The sequence below is a fragment of the Acinetobacter proteolyticus genome (genome assembly GCF_000367945.1).
In the GTDB taxonomy this organism is placed as follows: domain Bacteria; phylum Pseudomonadota; class Gammaproteobacteria; order Pseudomonadales; family Moraxellaceae; genus Acinetobacter; species Acinetobacter proteolyticus.
On record NZ_KB849178.1, the window covers coordinates 138,931 to 155,792 of the forward strand.

Below are 16,862 nucleotides of genomic sequence, written 5' to 3' on the forward strand. Positions count from 1 at the left end.
ATAAAATATAGATCATTAAAGTTAAAAGACATTGTTTGGAGCTTCATGCAATGGCCTAACTTAAAACCAGAAGTAAATTTAGAAAATGCACTTATCTCAAACAATATGTTAATTTTGATCCAAGCTCGGATACTGAATTAAAAAATGAAAAAATCAATCTCTATTTCTGCTGTTCTATTGGCGCTGTCTACCACGCTGACACACGCCGAAGTACGTAGCTTCAAGCCTATCTTTCCCAAATTTTCAAATACAGCGCAAGAGCGAAAAGCCGAAAACCAAATTTATGCCTTAGGTGAAGTGTCCTTTGCCAACGATGTGCGTGTTCCCTTTTATGGAGTGACTGCGCTGAATCCAGCCGATGAAGGCTTATTAAAAGACTTTAAAAGCTGTACAGCAAAAAGCTGCCATTTTGACTTTAAGCTGGATACACATCAGGCCAAGCAACTCAAATTAGTTGCGCTACCTGAAATTGGTGCAATTCTGGTACCCAAAGATTGGCACGATGTGGAGGCACATGCGGGCGCAAATGGTACGGGTTCAGCCCTGCTGATGAGTCCAAATCAAAAGCAAGCAATTGAATTATACGACTCATCTTTCTGTGTCGGTTGTGGTATGCCCAATGCCACGCTTTATTTTCCCAACCTATTAAAAGAGAGTATTCAAAATGAGTTTGGCGGCTATAAAGACCCACAAAAATTGGTGACCTTGGTCCATCCATCCAAACAAGTGGCTTTTTTTAGCTATCAAATCCCAAACCTGAATAATAAAACCCATGGCGTTGCGAAATACCATGACGAGGACACCTTCAATTTTAGAGAAATCATCGTAACTCTGGATAAATCACAGCAGCATTTGGTTGGGCCAATTTTAAACTTCTATCACTTTAACCATTGAGCCGTTTCAAACCGCTTGACTGGCTTTAAGTAGACTCAAGAAATGTTCAACCCGAACACTATTGCCTTTGGCACGGCAAATTGCATAGATCGGGGCGATACATGGTTTTTTCGCTTCTAGCGGTTTGTACACAATTTGCTTATTCCAGAAGTCCTGAATTGAGGCAGGAACGATTGATAGCCCAATCCCCGCTGCAATCAGATTCAGGCTAGAAGTTAAACGAGGGGCTTCCTGCACAATGTTGGGGTTAAAGCCTGCCTGATAGCAATTTGCCAAAATATTATCAAACAAGTCTTGCCCCGCAATACGGCGATACAACACAAACTCATACGGCTCTAAATCGACTAGGCGGATTGATCCCGCTTGCTCAGCTAAAGGGTGATTACTTGGTAAAGCCACAATCAAGGGCTCATCCAGTACATGAATGCTTTGTACTGCGGCATGAATCGGTGCAGGTTTACGTAGAAAAACGATATCCAGTTTTTCATTGATCACCGCATCGGTTAAAGCAGTACTGCTGTCTTCCTCCAGATGAATCGCCACTGCAGGAAACTGCTCCCTGAATTGACGCAAGAGTGCAGGCAAGAAAGGATGCAAGCCTGCGGAGTTGGTAAAGCCAATATTGATCTGACCTTCCAAGCCTTGCGCAATGTTTTTGACCCGTTTCGGAATCGACTGAGCATGCGCCAAAATGGTAATCGCTTCCTGATATAAAGCCTTACCCGCTTCCGTCACCTCCACACCTCGAGGCAAGCGTTTAAGCAAAGCCGTATCCAGCTCTTCTTCTAGACTTTTAATCAATCGGGTCAGTGGCGGCTGTTGCATATGCAGTCTAACCGCAGCTTTGGAAATATTGCTTTCTTCCACCACAGCAACGAATGCATTGAGTTTATGAATATCAATCATACATACTCTAAAAGTATAGATAACATCAAAAATAGCATTTGTGAATATACCACAAATCTTCCATGCTATAGCTCACAAGGTTGAACAGAAAGGTAGTCCAATGAAAGCCCAAGCCCTATCAATAGAGAGTGAACCACTAGCGACTGCTCCTGATTGTAAGGCACTTTTTACGGGATTTATGAAATTGGGATTGATGGGTTTTGGTGGCGTGCTGCCACTGGCACATCGCATTATCGTTGAAGAACATAAATGGATTGATGCTGGCAAATTTACCGACTTACTTGGCGTGTGCCAGTTATTACCGGGCGGTAACATCATCAATATGGCAGTTGCCATTGGAATGGAATTCCAAGGCGTGAAAGGTGCGATCAGTTCAGTGCTCGGCTTAATCTCCGCCCCGACTGCAATTGTACTGATCATCTATCAGGTCTATGAACATTTTCAGTATCTCCCTGCCGTTAAACACATGATTCAAGGTTTGGCCGCCGCTGCCGCAGGCTTGCTGTTTGCGACAGGATTTAAGATGCTCAAGCCAATTTTGAAAAGTTATTTGACCATTTTTACCATCGGCCTGACCTTTGTGTTTATGATCTGGATCAAGCTGCCCTTAGCACTGACTTTAGCGATTCTACTGGGCATTAATATGCTGGTTCTAGGAGTAAAAAAATCATGATCTTAGTTACTCTTGCTGTCGTTTTTACTCAGCTTTCGCTACTGGCTTTTGGGGGGGGTAATGCCATCCTGCCTGAAATGCAGCACCAAGTGGTAACGGTGCATGAATGGATGAGCGCAGAACAGTTTAGTTCGCTGTTTGCCATGGCTCAGGCTGCCCCAGGCCCGAATATGATGATTGTGCCTTTGGTCGGTTGGCATGTCGCAGGTCCAGCAGGTTTATTGGTGACGTCGTTGGCGAAGTTCGGTCCATCTTCCATCATCACCATTTATGCACTGAAATTCTGGGAACGCTTTAAAGCCAATCCATTACGGGCACGTTTTGAAAAAGCGTTGAAACCGATTACCGTGGGTTTGGTTCTGGTCAGTGCATGGTTGATTGCCGATGCTTCTGCACAAAATCTGCTCTTGGTCATCATCGTGATTTTGACAGCGATTCTCGGCATGTTTAAAAAGATTCATCCGCTTTGGGTCATGGCCGCAGGTGCAGGGCTTGGAATCGCCTTCCTTTAAAAGGGCAAAAAAAACCTGCTGAATGCAGGTTTTTTATTGAATCTCGAATTACCAGATACTGACTCGTTTTTCAGGCGCTAAATACATTTTATCTCCCGCTTTAATCTTGAAAGCATCATAGAATGGCGCTTGATTGACTAATGCACCATTGGCACGAACTTTATCTGGTGCGTGCGGATCAGTTTTTAAATACACAATTGCTTGTGCTTGACGGGTTTTGGCACGCCAAACTTGCGCCCAGCCCATATAAAAACGCTGCTCACCCGTACGTCCCTCGATCACAGGCGCAGTCTTCCCTGCTAACGAAATTTGATAGGCTTTATAAGCAATCGATAGACCTGAGTTATCAGCAATATTTTCACCCAAGGTCAGTTCACCATTGACGTGATAGCCTGCAATCGGCTCATAGGCATTGTATTGTGCAACCAAAGCTTGTGTTTTGGCTTTAAACTTCTGATGATCTTGTTTGGTCCACCAATTACGCATATTGCCCAATTCATCAAACTGGCTGCCCTGATCATCAAAACCATGACTGATCTCATGCCCGATCACACTGCCAATTCCACCATAGTTCACTGCATCATCAGCATCGATATTAAAGAATGGCGGTTGCAAGATTGCAGCAGGAAAGACAATTTCATTGGAGGATGGATTGTAATAGGCATTCACGGTTTGAGGGGTCATAAACCACTCATCACGATCCACAGGTTTGCCTAACTTATCCAAACTGTCTTGATGCTCAAACTCTCTGGCACGAATCACGTTACCAATCAAATCACCATCTTTAATCTCAAGTGCTGAATAATCACGCCATTTGTTTGGATAACCAACTTTAATCGATAAGCTGGCTAATTTCTTTTTAGCCTGCACTTTGGTTGCAGGACTCATCCAGTCCAATTGGCTAATGCTTTGATCATAGGCTTGAATCAGATTCTGCACCAAGGCATCCATACGCTGTTTTTTATCCGCAGAAAAATGTTTCTCCACATAGATTTTACCCAGACCATCGCCCAATACTGCATTTACGGTTTGTACACCACGCTTCCAGCGCACTTCTTGTTCTGCAACATCACGCAAGGTTTTGCCGAAAAATTCAAAACTTTCATCCACAAAAGCCTTGTTTAAGAAGGGTGAAAAATTACTGATCAAGTTCCATTTAAAATAAGCTTTCCATACATTTAAAGGCGTTTTATTGATCACTGGATCAAGTGCTTTGAAATAGCTGAGTTGATGCACCTGAATAGTCTGAATTTTGTCTTTGACGCCAACCGTCTTCAGATAAGTATCCCAATCAAAGTTACGACTTAACTGATTCAAATCTTTAAGCGGGTAAATATTGTAACGCTTGGATAAATCACGATTTTGAACATTACTCCACTGAATCTTGGCAAGTTCTGTTTCGAGCTTGAGTATGTCTTGTGCATGCTGTGCTGCTTGCTGATCACCAGATAGTTGTAGCATCCGCTCAATATGCTTCAGATATTTGGCACGAGTTTCGACAAACTTCGGATCATCTTTTAAATAATAATCCCGATCTGGTAAACCCAAGCGACGCTGCGCCAGACCTGCAATCATCACATCAGAGCGTTTCATATCTTGATCAATACTGATATCAAACGGCGTTCTAACCCCGATACGTGAGAAATGCCCCATTAATTGAGCAAGCTCTTGTTTATTTTGAATCGCATCCACACCTACCAATTCTTGCGTTAATGGTGTAATTCCTTGCATTTCAATTGTTTTTTCATCCATAAAGCTGGCATACAGGCTTGCAACTTTTTGTTCAACCGTTCCTGTTGCCCATTTTTTTGTACTCAGCGCTTCAACAATAGTATGTAACTGATTGGTGGATAGCTCATGTAATTCGTTGAATGCGCCCCAACGTGATTTATCTGCGGGAATCTCAGTATCTTTTAACCATGTGCCATTCACATAATTATAAAAGTCATCATTGGCAGACACGCTTTGATCAATATATTGTTGGTCTATACCTGAAATTTTTTGTGTCGGAGAGGATTGAATTGCTTGATCTGCCCATACAGTTACAGTAAAGGCAGTCAGTGCAAGCGCCAATGCACTTTTGAGCAATATAGGTTTCATGATTTATCCTATTTATTTAGGTTTTAAACTGTACAAGAGAGAAATGAAAGATCATTAATTTTATCAAGCGACTATAGTGAAGTACTTTCATCAAATAAAGTCATTTTCGTTGCAATATATATTCACTTTTCACATAAAAACCACAAACTCGCTAAACCCTTTGGCAATAAAAAAGCCTTAGCATCGAGCCAAGGCTTCTTTTATTAACTAAACGATTAATCCAAAGTTTTTTCAAAAGCTTTAAGACGCTTATAAATGGATAATAATTCAATAATCGTTGGCCATGATGTAATCAGGTATTGAAAGGACTTTCGCACTTGTTGGAATACATTCAGAATTTGCATCATGATTCCTAAAGTAACAGCACCCGCTGCAATTGAGGGCGCAAGTATAAAAATCCCATATAAATTATCTAATTGTAGGTACCAAATACGTACTAAATTAAAATAAGTATAATGAAAGTACAGTTTAAAATAATTCAAACGAACCTTACTAAAGAGTTCTTTTAGAGTTAAAGGATCTGCTCGATTTGCATGATCTTCGCCATAAACTAACTCTTTACGATATGCAGCCTCAACTTTTTGATTATTAAACTCCAAACCTGGAAGCTTATATCCAACCAACATCAAAACAACTGTCCCGAAGATTGCCCAACCTAAAGCAGCAATCATTAACGCATGGGGAATTTCGCCAACGACTGGTAAAACCTTTACATGAACCGAGAGTTGCAACAAGATTGGCAAAAAGGCAATCAGCGTCATAATTGCTTCAATAAAACTGACCCCTAAACTTTCTGAAGTTTTTGCAAAACGCATCGTGTCTTCTTGTACACGTTGTGAAGCACCTTCAATATGACGGAGTCTATCCCAGAATTGGGTATAGTATTCATTCATCGCTGTACGCCAGCGGAATATATAATGACTGACAAAAAATAAATTCAGGACCGCGATGGTGACATAGACCATCGCAATAAAGATAAAAGTCAGCATCTCAGTATAAAGTAGATTAAGTTCTCCCCCTCCACTCGATACCATTTTCTGAATTAAATTATAAAAAGGTTGATACCAAGCATTGATAACGACATCAACCTGAACACTGAACCAGATATTAAATAAGATAAAAGCTGATCCCAAAATCGACCAAGCTTGCCATTTATTGTCTGAGCATATCCGCCAAAAAACAGCAAATAATGCTGTTGCGATAAAAAACCAGATATAAAACCAAAGAAATGAAGGTGCCCAGAAGCGACTGACATCAATCGGTAGTTCCGCATCAGTATAACCTTTAGGAAAACCTAGATATTCACCCCAGCTATGACCACCGCTATACCACAGCAGCATATTCAAAGCGATCCATATCACCACAGAAATGAAAAATGGACGCGGATTCGGAAAGAAAGACTTAAACATCTGTTTAACAATCCTTGTTATGTAGCGAGTTATTTGAACAAGCCATCCTATGACCTGAAACTTAAAACTGTCTGATAAAAAAGTTTGATGATTTGTAGTTATTTACCTGTTTTTTCGCCTTTTTAATAGCTTTTTGTAGATGATTTACAATTTGTTTTTGCCCGAACATAAGTTTAGTAAATGGACTCAAGTACTTAAGTCCATTACAAGGCTCATAAAATAAAGGCTTAGCGTGGCGCTGAAGTACTCATTTTTAAGGCAATATCCTGTTGCTCGCTTGGCGTTGGGAAGCTCTTGCTTTGAATTGCCCATTGAATTTCGGCGAGTTTTTCATTAGCAGCATCTACACCTGCCTGCATGGTCATTTCTCGACCTTTGACATCAAAGATATGTGCTTTTTCACGCAAGTCAGGTTGAATCACAATATCTGCTTCTTTAAGTTCCTCTTCTGCCAAACGCCCTTGCATGATATTGATATTCTGATTGAACAAACCCCAGACATTACTGGTTTCAGTATGAATCGGCTGAGCCAAGATATCCACGGCGATGACCACATCTGCACCCAGTTCACGTGCAACCTGCACAGGTACAGGGCTGACTAAACCACCATCAACATACTCCACATCATGAATTTTGGTGGGTACAAACATACTTGGAATGGATGCAGAAGCCCGCACTGCCTGCCCGGTATTACCATAATTAAATACGGTTCGAGTGCCATCTTTTAATTCGGTTGCCACCACATACATTGGGATTTTCATCTTTTCTAATGGCAGGTTATGCACCTGCTCGTTGATATAGTCTTCCACTTTTTTACCATCAAAAAAGCCTTTTAGACTGACATTGACTTCGCGTACATCATTGGCTTTGAGCTTTAAGGCAATATCACGTAATTCGGCAGGACTTTTACCACTGGCATAGATTGAACCAACAATACTGCCTGCACTAGTCCCCACAATAAAATCTGGACGAATGCCTTGCTGCTCTAAGACTTCAATCACACCAATATGGGCATAACCACGCGCGCCACCACTGCCCAACACCAATGCAATCACAGGTCGCTTTTGCTGTTGTTTGATGGCATTAAAGGGTTGGCTTACAGCTTGAGCTTGGGCATCTTCAATCACGGGTTTTAAATGTGAAGTACTTTGGCAACCAGCCAAAACTGCCATTGAAAGACCCAACATCCATAATTTAAGCTGTTTCATACGCCGCGATTGCCATATTAACCATATCTCTAGATCTAAATTTTAGCGTTTAGCGCATCTAAAAACTGTAGCAATTTTTTGTATTTGTCATCAAAAAGACATAAAAAAAGCTCCTCGAAAGGAGCTTTTTTTTATGTCTTTAGTTTTGCTTTAACTGTATTACCAAATATCAGAATCAACTTTTTTCTTTAATTCTGGATAGTTATCAATCTTAAACTCAGGCTCTTTAATGCCACGTTTCAACTGAGAGGTATAGTCTTTTAACAGAGTCCGTGCCATAGGGGTTAACAATAAGATTGCGATCAAGTTAATCGTCGCCATGATCCCCATAAACAAGTCTGCCATTGACCAAACCAATGGAACACTACCAATCGCGCCGAAGTACACCATCACCAATACAAAGATTCGGAAGATGAACATCACTTTCGGATTGTTATTGATAAACTGCACATTACTTTCTGCATAGGCATAGTTACCAAGTACAGCGGAATAACAGAATAAGAACAACAGCACTGCTAGGAAGTCAGCCCCCCAATGTCCGACTTGAGTCTCTAAGGCACGCTGTGTCAGCTCTACCCCGACAAAGCCCGCATCGTGATAAACACCCGATACCAAGATAATGATCGCAGTACTGGTACACACAATGAACGTATCAACGAATACACCAAGCATTTGCACCAAGCCTTGGTTCACTGGATGTTTGACATCCGATGCTGCGGCAGCGTTTGGTGCAGAACCCATACCCGCTTCGTTAGAGAACAAACCACGCTTGATCCCTTGCATCATCGCCATCGAAATCATGGCGCCAAAGAAACCACCAGCTGCAGCATTAAACTGGAATGCTTCAGTGAAGATCAGTTTAAAGATACCAGGTAAAAGTTCGTAATTGCTGATGGCAATATACATCGCTACTGCAAGATACAGACCTGCTTTTAATGGAACAAACATTTCTGCAAATTTGGCAATACGTTTAATACCACCAAAAATTGCCAATGCAACCATAACAACCAGTGCAAGGCCTACCCATGAAATTTCGAGATCAACACCCCCTAAGTGGGCAACCAGATTGGCTTTGTCCCAACCCCATGCATGTGAAGAGGCATTGGCAATCGCATTAATCTGAACTGAGTTGAATACGAAACCATAGGTAAAGATCAATGCAAGCGCGAAAATCACACCAAAGGTTTTACTACGTAAGCCTTGAGTAATATAGTAGGCTGGCCCCCCGCGGAATTGCTTACTATTACTATCTCTGACTTTAAACAATTGTGCGAGTGAAGATTCAATGAATGCTGAGCTCATCCCGAGAATCGCGGTAAACCACATCCAGAACACCGCACCTGGTCCACCAATCGCAATCGCAATTGCTACACCTGCAATGTTACCTACCCCAACACGACTGGCTAAGCCCGTTACAAATGCCTGAAATGGTGTCAGTCCATGTGAATCTTTTTCATCACTTTTGCTGCGACTGCCCTTCATCACCTTGATACTGTGGAAGAACATTCTGATTTGGACAGCTTTCGTTGCAATGGTATAGAAAATACCAACTGCTAGCAGAAAAACAACGAGAAAGTCCCATAAAGGATCATTGAAAAAACTTACCCAAGCCATCAGGGTGTCATTTAATTTTTCATTCATCACTTATTCGCTTTTAAATATTTTATGTACGTCCGTACATATACGATAACAATGGATGAATCAAAAAAGCCCCGCTTGGGGCTTTTGATCCGACTTAGGCAAAGAATTTCAAAATTAATTGAATTACTGTTGCGTTAATTAAATCAACGAAGAACGCACCACAAAGCGGAACAATCAAGAAGGCTTTATGAGATGGTCCATACATATTGGTAATCGCTTGCATGTTTGCAACCGCTGTTGGTGTCGCCCCCATACCAAAACCACAGTGACCTGCTGCCAATACCGCTGCATCATAGTTTTTACCCATGACGCGGAAGGTAATGAACGCAGCATATAATGCCATCGTAATGGTTTGCGCACCTAAAATAACGACAAGCGGGCCAGCCAAATCGGCCAACTGCCACAATTTCAATGAAAGCAATGCCATTGCAAGATAGAGCGATAATGATGCATTTCCAAACACATCAATTGCACGGTCAAAGATATCTACTTTTAAAACGCTTTCTAAGACATTACGTAAGATTACACCGCCGCCAAGCGCCCAAACGAATGTTGGTAACTCGAACCAAGTACCCTTACTGAATCCTGTCATAAATTCTGCAAACGCCAAACACGCAGCAAACATACCCAACGTGGTAATCGCGTTATCAGCCGTAATTAAACGAACCTGATGTGGATTCTCAAATGGTGCCAGCTCGTCAGGATGTTGATCTAAATGCGTATCGCGATTCTTGATTTCAGCTGGAGTCTGTGCTTGAGCAAGGCTATAACGGTTGATCAACAATTTTGCCAATGGACCACCGATAATACCACCGATAATCAGACCAAAAGTTGCACTCGCCATACCCAAAGCTAACGCACCTTGAATCCCATGCTGAGTCTCAAGAATTTCACCCCACGCACCTGCGGTACCATGACCACCGGTCAATGTGATTGAACCTGCAATCAAACCGACTAAAGGATCAATACCCAGCATCGTCGCAAGGCTCATACCCACAGCGTTCTGTACTACAATAAATGATGCAACACAGACCAAGAAGATCACTAAACCAATACCGCCTTCTTTCAACTTCATGAAGTTCGCACTTAAGCCAATCGAAGCGAAGAAGATCAACATAAAGCTGGTTTGTAATTCACTACTAAAGACAATACTGTAACCCCAAAGTGAGTGTACAAGTAGTGAAAGTACCGCTGCAACCAAACCACCAGCGACTGGCTCAGGAATGTTATAGCGTTTTAAGAAGTCAATTTTATTAACGAGCAAACGTCCTAATAACAAGACGATGACCGCCGAAATTAGGGTATAGAAACCATTAAAAGTAAATTCCATATCTTCTTCCGTTTATTTTATTCGTTCAGCTGATGGTTTTTCCCACCACATTGAAACGCATAAAATAGTAACTCTCAAAATGAGTGAAAACTCAATCAACTTAATAAAAAGTATACAGTTCTAAGCAAGAACTGAGGTCTGTTCTGTTGATCAGTTTTCACGGATGATTTACACCTACAGGATAGATGGCTTAGAAGTTATAGCGAGCCATGGCCCCTACACGATTATCCTTACCTTTTTGTCCATCAAAGGTTTTACGTTCGCCGTAGACATACTCTAGACCAAACGTAATCGGTGTGACTGGTGAATACATGATATTCCACCAGCCTTGTTGCAAGGTTTTGTTCTGCGCTGCATCTTTTGCAATCACCGCTTGTTTAGCAAAGTCATTGCTATCATCAGCAAACATTGCGCCATAAGCTAAAGTACTACGTAATTTAGGATTAATTTGATAAGTCGCACCGAGTGTCAACGCATCAAACTCATTCAGATTTAAACCGAAATTATTCGGATTTACGTTGTAGGCATTATTGGTATAGAGCAAAAATTTACTGTCACCTTTGACATGCGAATAATCAATCATCGCCTGTAAGGCATCGCTGAACTTATATTTTGCACCGACTGCAACACCCCAGCCTAATTCTGAATCATCGGCACTGAGCTGTTTGTCATTGTTATAGGCAGCTTTACTGCGGGCTTCGGTAAGCAATACACGTGCAGAACTTGTTCCCTGACCGTCAGCAAAATCATATTTTAATTTTGAAGTTAAAGCAGGTGCACGGTTATCATCATTGCCTTTTTCCAAGGCAACAAAATAATGTGTATTTGGATTAAATGCACCACTATAACGAACCATTGGTGTACGGTAAGTACCAATCCCCAGTGGTGAGTTGAAGTCCAGCATTTCTGGCTGTAAATCTGTTGCCAAGAATGTTGATGTGGTTTGACCAAATAACCAGTCATTTAGAGTCATATAGGCATGACGGATACGAATAGTGTCATTGTTACTGCCGCCACGGAAGTCAACCTCTAACTTACCGCCGACTTCAGCACCTTCCACAGGTGCTTTAAAATCCAGCCCTAAACGTGTAACGGTTGCCGTGCTGTAGAAACGATCGCTATTCTTCTCAGCACCTTCCAAATCCACTTTATTGATGCGGTTAAAGATCCCATCACCACCTTTGGCTTGATAAGAAGCATCGCCACGCAAGAAACCATGTAATTTAACTTCAGCACCAGAAGCAGTGTTAAACACCAATTGTGATTTCTTTGGAACCGCAGGTGCAACCGCTGCATTTGCAGGGTGATCTGGATGTGTTTCCTTAAAATTAGAATGTTCCTTTACTTGAGCAAGGTCATTTTGTTGTTTTGCTTGGGGAACATATTGCTGTAATAACGCTTTTAATTCCTTTACTTCGTCACGAAGTTGCTGAATCTGTTCTTGCTCACTAGCAGCATGCGTGTTGTTCATCATTAAGGCTACAACTGTAAGTGCTAAACCTTGCATTATGAACGGCTTACGGATGAGAGATAAACTCATGAGAAGCTCCTTGTATATGGTGTATATTTCAACATTTCCCACAGATGTCAAATTGGATAAATTCAATACATCTGTAAATAGAAAATTCCCCCTCACTCAATCAGTAAGGAAAGCCTAATCAATTTTTAAAAAGGGCGTATTATGCATAAATTTCGGATATTGTGTGTACTTTTTATTTAAGTAGTTTTGCCCATTTTTAGGGGGATAAAAAAATAATTTTTCGATTTCATTATGTTACTAATAGTTTTCTTTTTCACACAAACTGCACAAATTTTTAAAAATGCGTAACAAGCCACATTAATTCTTTCTTTTTCATGGTTGTTTTTTGTACTTGGTTAAATTTTTCTGTGAAAATAATCACTAAAGTTTATTTATTGATTTATAGTCTGCGAATATGACAAGACCTGCATAATAAGGAGTTTTTATGAACACGGAACAAGTCCAGTATGTGGACGATGCCATCACCTCGCGCCATTCAGTTCGTGCATTTTTAGATACCCCGATTGAGATGCAAACTATTAAAGATATTTTGGCAGTTGCCAGTCGTGCACCTTCAGGAACCAATGTCCAGCCATGGAAAGTTTATGTGGTGACAGGACAAAAACGTGCAGAGATGATTGACCGTGTATGCGCCGCACAGATTGAATTACTACAAAAACCCGAATTGGCAGCACAGTATCAAGAAACCTTTGCCTACTACCCTGCAACGTGGATTTCTCCGTTTATTGATCGTCGCCGTGCCAACGGTTGGGGATTGTATGGCTTGCTAGGTATCCAGAAAGGTGAAAAAGAAAAAATGGCAGCGCAGCAATTGCGTAACTTTCAATTGTTCGATGCGCCTGTTGCGCTGTATTTTACCGTGAATAAAATCATGGGCATTGGCTCCAAAATGGATATTGCCATGATGATTCAAAACGTCATGGTCGCTGCTAAAGCACGTGGCTTAGACACTTGCCCACAGGCAGCATGGAATCACTTCCATCCAATCGTGCTGGATATTTTGGGCGCGCCAGAAGATGAAGAGCTGGTCTGTGCGGTGGCTTTAGGTTATGCCGACCCTGAGCATATTGTGAATACCTTTATTACACCACGTGAACCCGTTGAAAACTTCACAGTGTTTTTAGACTAAGCCTGAAACAAAGCAGTTTCTCTAGCTAGAGAGACTGCTTTGTTGTTTCCCAACTTTTAAAATGGCAAACAGTCCTGCACTGGTAAATAAAAGCATCATGATCCCCATGTTCAGAGATGCCTTCCATACCAAGAAGTTCAAGATAATTCCTGCCAGTAAACCACAAGCAAACTGCATACTGCCCATGATGGCACTGGCCGTACCTGCACGTGCGCCTTGCTGAGACATCGCCAAAGCCATTGCATTTGGACCCGTCAAACCAATTCCTGACACCACTAAGAATAAGCCTGACATTAGCAGTAATAGCGGTGCATCTGCCATCAATCCAGCAGTCAGCACAATCAATGCCCCAAAACATTGGATTAAACCACCCAAACGTAGGCGTTGAAAAATTCCCATGCGAGTATTCAAATGTTTATTCAGCGAAGACATCAACATGATCCCTGCAGCATTTAAGGCAAAGGCATAAGAGAAATGCTGTTGCGACAATCCATATTGCCCCATAAACACTTCTGAAGCCGAGCTGATGTAGCAGAATAAAGCCGCCCCAGTGAGACAGCCCGCAAACATCGGCACACGGAAACTTTCATCTTTTAAAATTGCCCCATATAGCGTACTGACTTGATAGGCTGATAATTTTAAACGGCGCTCGACGGGAAGTGATTCTTTAAAGAAGAAATGCACACAAAGCCAGCACATTACTCCAATCATCGATAAAGTGATAAAAATTGCTTGCCAAGGGAAGAAATTCAGAATCCATGCCCCAAAGATTGGCGCAAGAATCGGAGCCAATCCCATCACAATCATCATGCTGGAAAATGCTTGTGCAGAACCCTGCATATCCAGACGGTCACGAATGGTTGCCCGTGCCATCACCACACCAACACAACCACCCAAGGCCTGAAAAATACGTGCGGCGATCAAGGCCCACTCATTGGTCGCAAATACGCAGGCCAAACTAGCAATTGCATACAGGGCCAAACCAAAATATAAAGGCTTTTTACGGCCAATCCGATCACTGACAGGGCCATAGATCAACTGACCAATCGCCAGTCCCAAGAAATACGCAGGTAAGGTATTGGCCACCATTTGTGTACTGACCCCAAACTCATCTGCCATTTGCGGCAGTGCAGGTAAGTACATATCAATCGATAACGGCCCTAATGCGGTTAACAAAGCAAGCAACAAAATCCATGCTGTTGAATATTGACGCTGATTGGTTTGCTCTGTCTGCATAATACGCTACTTTTCATCTATATCTGGATTCTAAGCTTAGCATCCTCCATGAATTTGTGCATAATAAGAATGATAAAATCGATTGTAGAATACAAGAAGGACACCCCTTGAATCCTTGGTTCGGACGTTTAAAACAAACAACCTATAACACCACGTTGATGTATAACGTGCGCATGCTCATTGCCTTTACTGGGACTGCTTTTGTTCCTTATCTTTTAAATTATCAATTAGCCACTATTCCACTGACTTTAGGTGTGGTTGCAGCCGCGATCAGTGATATCGACGACCGTTTTTCTGTACGTATCCAGAATCTGATTTACACCTATATTGGTTTCTTTATTACCGCCGCTTCGGTTCAATTGTTATTCCCCTATCCGGTTGCCTTTGCCATTGGGCTGATTGCGTCATGTATCGGCTGGATCTTATTGGGTTCTCTCGGCCGTCGTTATGCCACCATTGCTTATGGTTGCTTAGTGACGTCTGTCTACACCATGTTGGGCGTGCATTTATTTGATCAATGGTATATTCAGCCTGCACTTTTAGTCGCAGGTGCAGCTTGGTATGGCTTGCTCTCTACTATTAGCTTTCTGCTTTTCCCTGTCCGAAAAGTTCAGGATCAACTTTCTGCTTCCTATTCAGCCCTCGGTAGCTTCTTGTTTGCTAAGTCAAATCTATTTGATGTGGATATGACACCATCAAGCTATCAACAAAGCATGATTGATATTGCCTTGGAAAATGGCAAATTGGTGGGAATCTTCAATGACCTGCGCATGTCGTTGTTAACCCGTTTAAAAGGCGACCGTGGACAAAAAGATACTCGGCGCAGTCTGCAATATTATTTTGTGGCACAAGATATTCATGAACGCGCGGACTCGGCGCATATCGATTATCAAAAGTTGGCCAAGGTCTTTCAGCACAGTGATATTTTATTTCGTTTTCAACGGATTTTATCCATTCAAGGCAAAGCTTGTCAGGACTTGGCACAATCGATTTTAAGTCGTACCCGTTATGTGCATAACAAACGCTTTAAACACAGTTTTGAAAATTTAAGACTGTCCTTAGAAAAACTGCGTGAAGATGGACATTATGATCAGGTGCGGGTGAATGCCCTATTTGCGCTCTATCAAAACCTTAAGTCGATTGATGCGCAATTACAGAACCTAGAGACTGAACGAAATCTGCAAAAGATCGATGCAGAGCATGCAGAAAGTCAGCTCAAAGATGATGATCTCAAAGGTTGGAATGACATCATGGTGCGGGTGAAACAGCATCTCACCCCTGAATCGGTACTCTTCCGTCATGCCGTGCGTTTATCCATCGTTCTCTTTATTGGTTATCTGTTTATCCAGATGACCAATATTGCTTATGGTTACTGGATTTTACTCACAGCATTGTTTGTCTGCCAACCGAACTTCAACGCCACCAAGCGACGTTTATATCTACGTATCATTGGAACATTGATCGGGATTATTGTTGGTTTAGCGATTATCTATTTCATTCCTTCAATCGAAGGTCAATTGGTGATGCTGATCCTGAGTGGTGTGCTGTTTCTGGAACTGCGCAGTAAACAATATGCGCAAGCCACTGCCTTTATTACCATCCTCGCCTTAATCAACTTTAATCTGGATGGCTCTGCATTCGCAGCGGGTTTACCCCGTTTTATTGATACGGTGATTGGCTGCGCCTTGGCATGGTTTGGTGTCAGCTTTATCTGGCCAGACTGGAAGTTCCGCAGACTGCCCCGTTCGATTCAACGTTCTCTACAGGCACAATGTAAATATCTGGCCGAGGTGGTGGAGCAATATCATCAAGGTCGTAACAATGCCCTGAACTATCGCGTGGTTCGACGAGCTGCGCACAATACTGATGCAGAAGTCGCATCGTTGATTTCAACGATTGCAACTGAACCCAACATCGATGTGAACCGAAAAAGTTTGGCTTTTGAATTTTTATGTCTCAGCCATACCTTTTTAAGTTATATCGCAGCCTTGGGCGCGCATCGTGAACAAATCCAAGATCAGGAAGTGCTGAGCTTACTCGATCAAGCTTTGGACGATATTCAAGGGGCGCTGCTCAGAGATGAAGTTCCTGATTTATCCGCACAAAACTTGATGCAAACCATTCGTGAACGTTTGAGCCGAAATGATGACAATGACCCAAAATCGCTGATTATTTTGCAGCAACTTTCATTGATGCTGAGTGTGTTAACCCGCTTAAGTATGCTGAAACAAAGTCTAAGCCATGAACCGAATGAAGATGGTACCGAATTTGCTTCACTTTGAAG

At 42.0% G+C, this 16,862-nt stretch carries 13 protein-coding genes; 5 read left to right on the forward strand and 8 right to left on the reverse strand.

Annotated features, from left to right (window positions below; all coding sequences use genetic code 11):
* Nucleotides 1–144 precede the first annotated feature (144 nt).
* Entirely contained in the window at nucleotides 145–894 is a 750-nt protein-coding gene (locus F993_RS17805; RefSeq protein ID WP_004652326.1) for a DUF4850 domain-containing protein, read from the forward strand.
* A 6-nt stretch (nucleotides 895–900) separates the two neighbouring features.
* On the opposite strand, the gene F993_RS17800 is transcribed toward F993_RS17805, so the two are convergent.
* Nucleotides 901–1,800: a LysR family transcriptional regulator gene (locus F993_RS17800; protein ID WP_004652327.1), complete on the reverse strand. Its 900-nt coding sequence runs from the start codon at nucleotides 1,798–1,800 to the stop codon at nucleotides 901–903.
* Between the two features lie 100 nt (nucleotides 1,801–1,900).
* On the opposite strand from F993_RS17800, the gene F993_RS17795 reads away from it, so the two are divergent.
* Together F993_RS17795 and F993_RS17790 are read left to right on the forward strand one after the other, a co-directional pair.
* Nucleotides 1,901–2,473 (forward strand): chromate transporter, encoded by a 573-nt coding sequence (locus F993_RS17795; RefSeq protein WP_004652328.1) that lies wholly within the window; start codon nucleotides 1,901–1,903, stop codon nucleotides 2,471–2,473.
* Nucleotides 2,470–2,985: a chromate transporter gene (locus F993_RS17790; protein ID WP_004652330.1), complete on the forward strand. Its 516-nt coding sequence runs from the start codon at nucleotides 2,470–2,472 to the stop codon at nucleotides 2,983–2,985. The genes F993_RS17795 and F993_RS17790 overlap by 4 nt, the downstream gene beginning before the upstream one ends.
* A gap of 48 nt (nucleotides 2,986–3,033) precedes the next feature.
* On the opposite strand, the gene F993_RS17785 is transcribed toward F993_RS17790, so the two are convergent.
* From F993_RS17785 to F993_RS17760, 6 genes are all read right to left on the reverse strand, one after another.
* Complete coding sequence (locus F993_RS17785; protein ID WP_004652331.1) at nucleotides 3,034–5,085, reverse strand: M13 family metallopeptidase; 2,052 nt, start codon at nucleotides 5,083–5,085, stop codon at nucleotides 3,034–3,036.
* 215 nt (nucleotides 5,086–5,300) lie between these two features.
* Nucleotides 5,301–6,494: a peptide antibiotic transporter SbmA gene (gene sbmA, locus F993_RS17780; RefSeq protein WP_004652332.1), complete on the reverse strand. Its 1,194-nt coding sequence runs from the start codon at nucleotides 6,492–6,494 to the stop codon at nucleotides 5,301–5,303.
* Nucleotides 6,495–6,721: 227 nt separating this feature from the next.
* Nucleotides 6,722–7,702 carry a patatin-like phospholipase family protein gene (locus F993_RS17775; protein WP_004652333.1) on the reverse strand — a complete coding sequence of 327 codons (981 nt, stop codon included), beginning with the start codon at nucleotides 7,700–7,702 and terminating at the stop codon, nucleotides 6,722–6,724.
* A 159-nt stretch (nucleotides 7,703–7,861) separates the two neighbouring features.
* Complete coding sequence (locus F993_RS17770) at nucleotides 7,862–9,343, reverse strand: alanine/glycine:cation symporter family protein (protein ID WP_004652334.1); 1,482 nt, start codon at nucleotides 9,341–9,343, stop codon at nucleotides 7,862–7,864.
* A gap of 94 nt (nucleotides 9,344–9,437) precedes the next feature.
* Entirely contained in the window at nucleotides 9,438–10,673 is a 1,236-nt protein-coding gene (gene gltS / locus F993_RS17765; RefSeq protein ID WP_004652335.1) for a sodium/glutamate symporter, read from the reverse strand.
* A gap of 190 nt (nucleotides 10,674–10,863) precedes the next feature.
* Nucleotides 10,864–12,213, reverse strand: a complete 1,350-nt coding sequence (locus tag F993_RS17760; protein ID WP_004652337.1) for a DcaP family trimeric outer membrane transporter — start codon at nucleotides 12,211–12,213, stop codon at nucleotides 10,864–10,866.
* A gap of 424 nt (nucleotides 12,214–12,637) precedes the next feature.
* Between F993_RS17760 and F993_RS17755 the strand changes: the two genes are divergently transcribed.
* Nucleotides 12,638–13,342, forward strand: coding sequence for a nitroreductase (locus F993_RS17755; protein ID WP_004652338.1), 705 nt, complete (start codon nucleotides 12,638–12,640; stop codon nucleotides 13,340–13,342).
* A 21-nt stretch (nucleotides 13,343–13,363) separates the two neighbouring features.
* Here the strand turns inward: F993_RS17755 and F993_RS17750 are convergent, their stop codons facing one another.
* On the reverse strand, nucleotides 13,364–14,578 hold the full coding sequence (locus tag F993_RS17750) for a multidrug effflux MFS transporter (RefSeq protein ID WP_004652339.1): 1,215 nt from the start codon (nucleotides 14,576–14,578) through the stop codon (nucleotides 13,364–13,366).
* Between the two features lie 107 nt (nucleotides 14,579–14,685).
* Between F993_RS17750 and yccS the strand changes: the two genes are divergently transcribed.
* Complete coding sequence (gene yccS, locus F993_RS17745; RefSeq protein WP_004652340.1) at nucleotides 14,686–16,860, forward strand: YccS family putative transporter; 2,175 nt, start codon at nucleotides 14,686–14,688, stop codon at nucleotides 16,858–16,860.
* Nucleotides 16,861–16,862 lie beyond the last annotated feature (2 nt).

Bases quoted from the DNA above. Each gene is read 5' to 3' on its own strand.
- F993_RS17805 (WP_004652326.1), top strand. From the start codon at position 145: ATGAAAAAATCAATCTCTATTTCTGCTGTTCTATTGGCGCTGTCTACC.
- F993_RS17800 (WP_004652327.1), bottom strand. From the start codon at position 1,800: ATGATTGATATTCATAAACTCAATGCATTCGTTGCTGTGGTGGAAGAA.
- F993_RS17795 (WP_004652328.1), top strand. From the start codon at position 1,901: ATGAAAGCCCAAGCCCTATCAATAGAGAGTGAACCACTAGCGACTGCT.
- F993_RS17790 (WP_004652330.1), top strand. From the start codon at position 2,470: ATGATCTTAGTTACTCTTGCTGTCGTTTTTACTCAGCTTTCGCTACTG.
- F993_RS17785 (WP_004652331.1), bottom strand. From the start codon at position 5,085: ATGAAACCTATATTGCTCAAAAGTGCATTGGCGCTTGCACTGACTGCC.
- sbmA (WP_004652332.1), bottom strand. From the start codon at position 6,494: ATGTTTAAGTCTTTCTTTCCGAATCCGCGTCCATTTTTCATTTCTGTG.
- F993_RS17775 (WP_004652333.1), bottom strand. From the start codon at position 7,702: ATGAAACAGCTTAAATTATGGATGTTGGGTCTTTCAATGGCAGTTTTG.
- F993_RS17770 (WP_004652334.1), bottom strand. From the start codon at position 9,343: ATGAATGAAAAATTAAATGACACCCTGATGGCTTGGGTAAGTTTTTTC.
- gltS (WP_004652335.1), bottom strand. From the start codon at position 10,673: ATGGAATTTACTTTTAATGGTTTCTATACCCTAATTTCGGCGGTCATC.
- F993_RS17760 (WP_004652337.1), bottom strand. From the start codon at position 12,213: ATGAGTTTATCTCTCATCCGTAAGCCGTTCATAATGCAAGGTTTAGCA.
- F993_RS17755 (WP_004652338.1), top strand. From the start codon at position 12,638: ATGAACACGGAACAAGTCCAGTATGTGGACGATGCCATCACCTCGCGC.
- F993_RS17750 (WP_004652339.1), bottom strand. From the start codon at position 14,578: ATGCAGACAGAGCAAACCAATCAGCGTCAATATTCAACAGCATGGATT.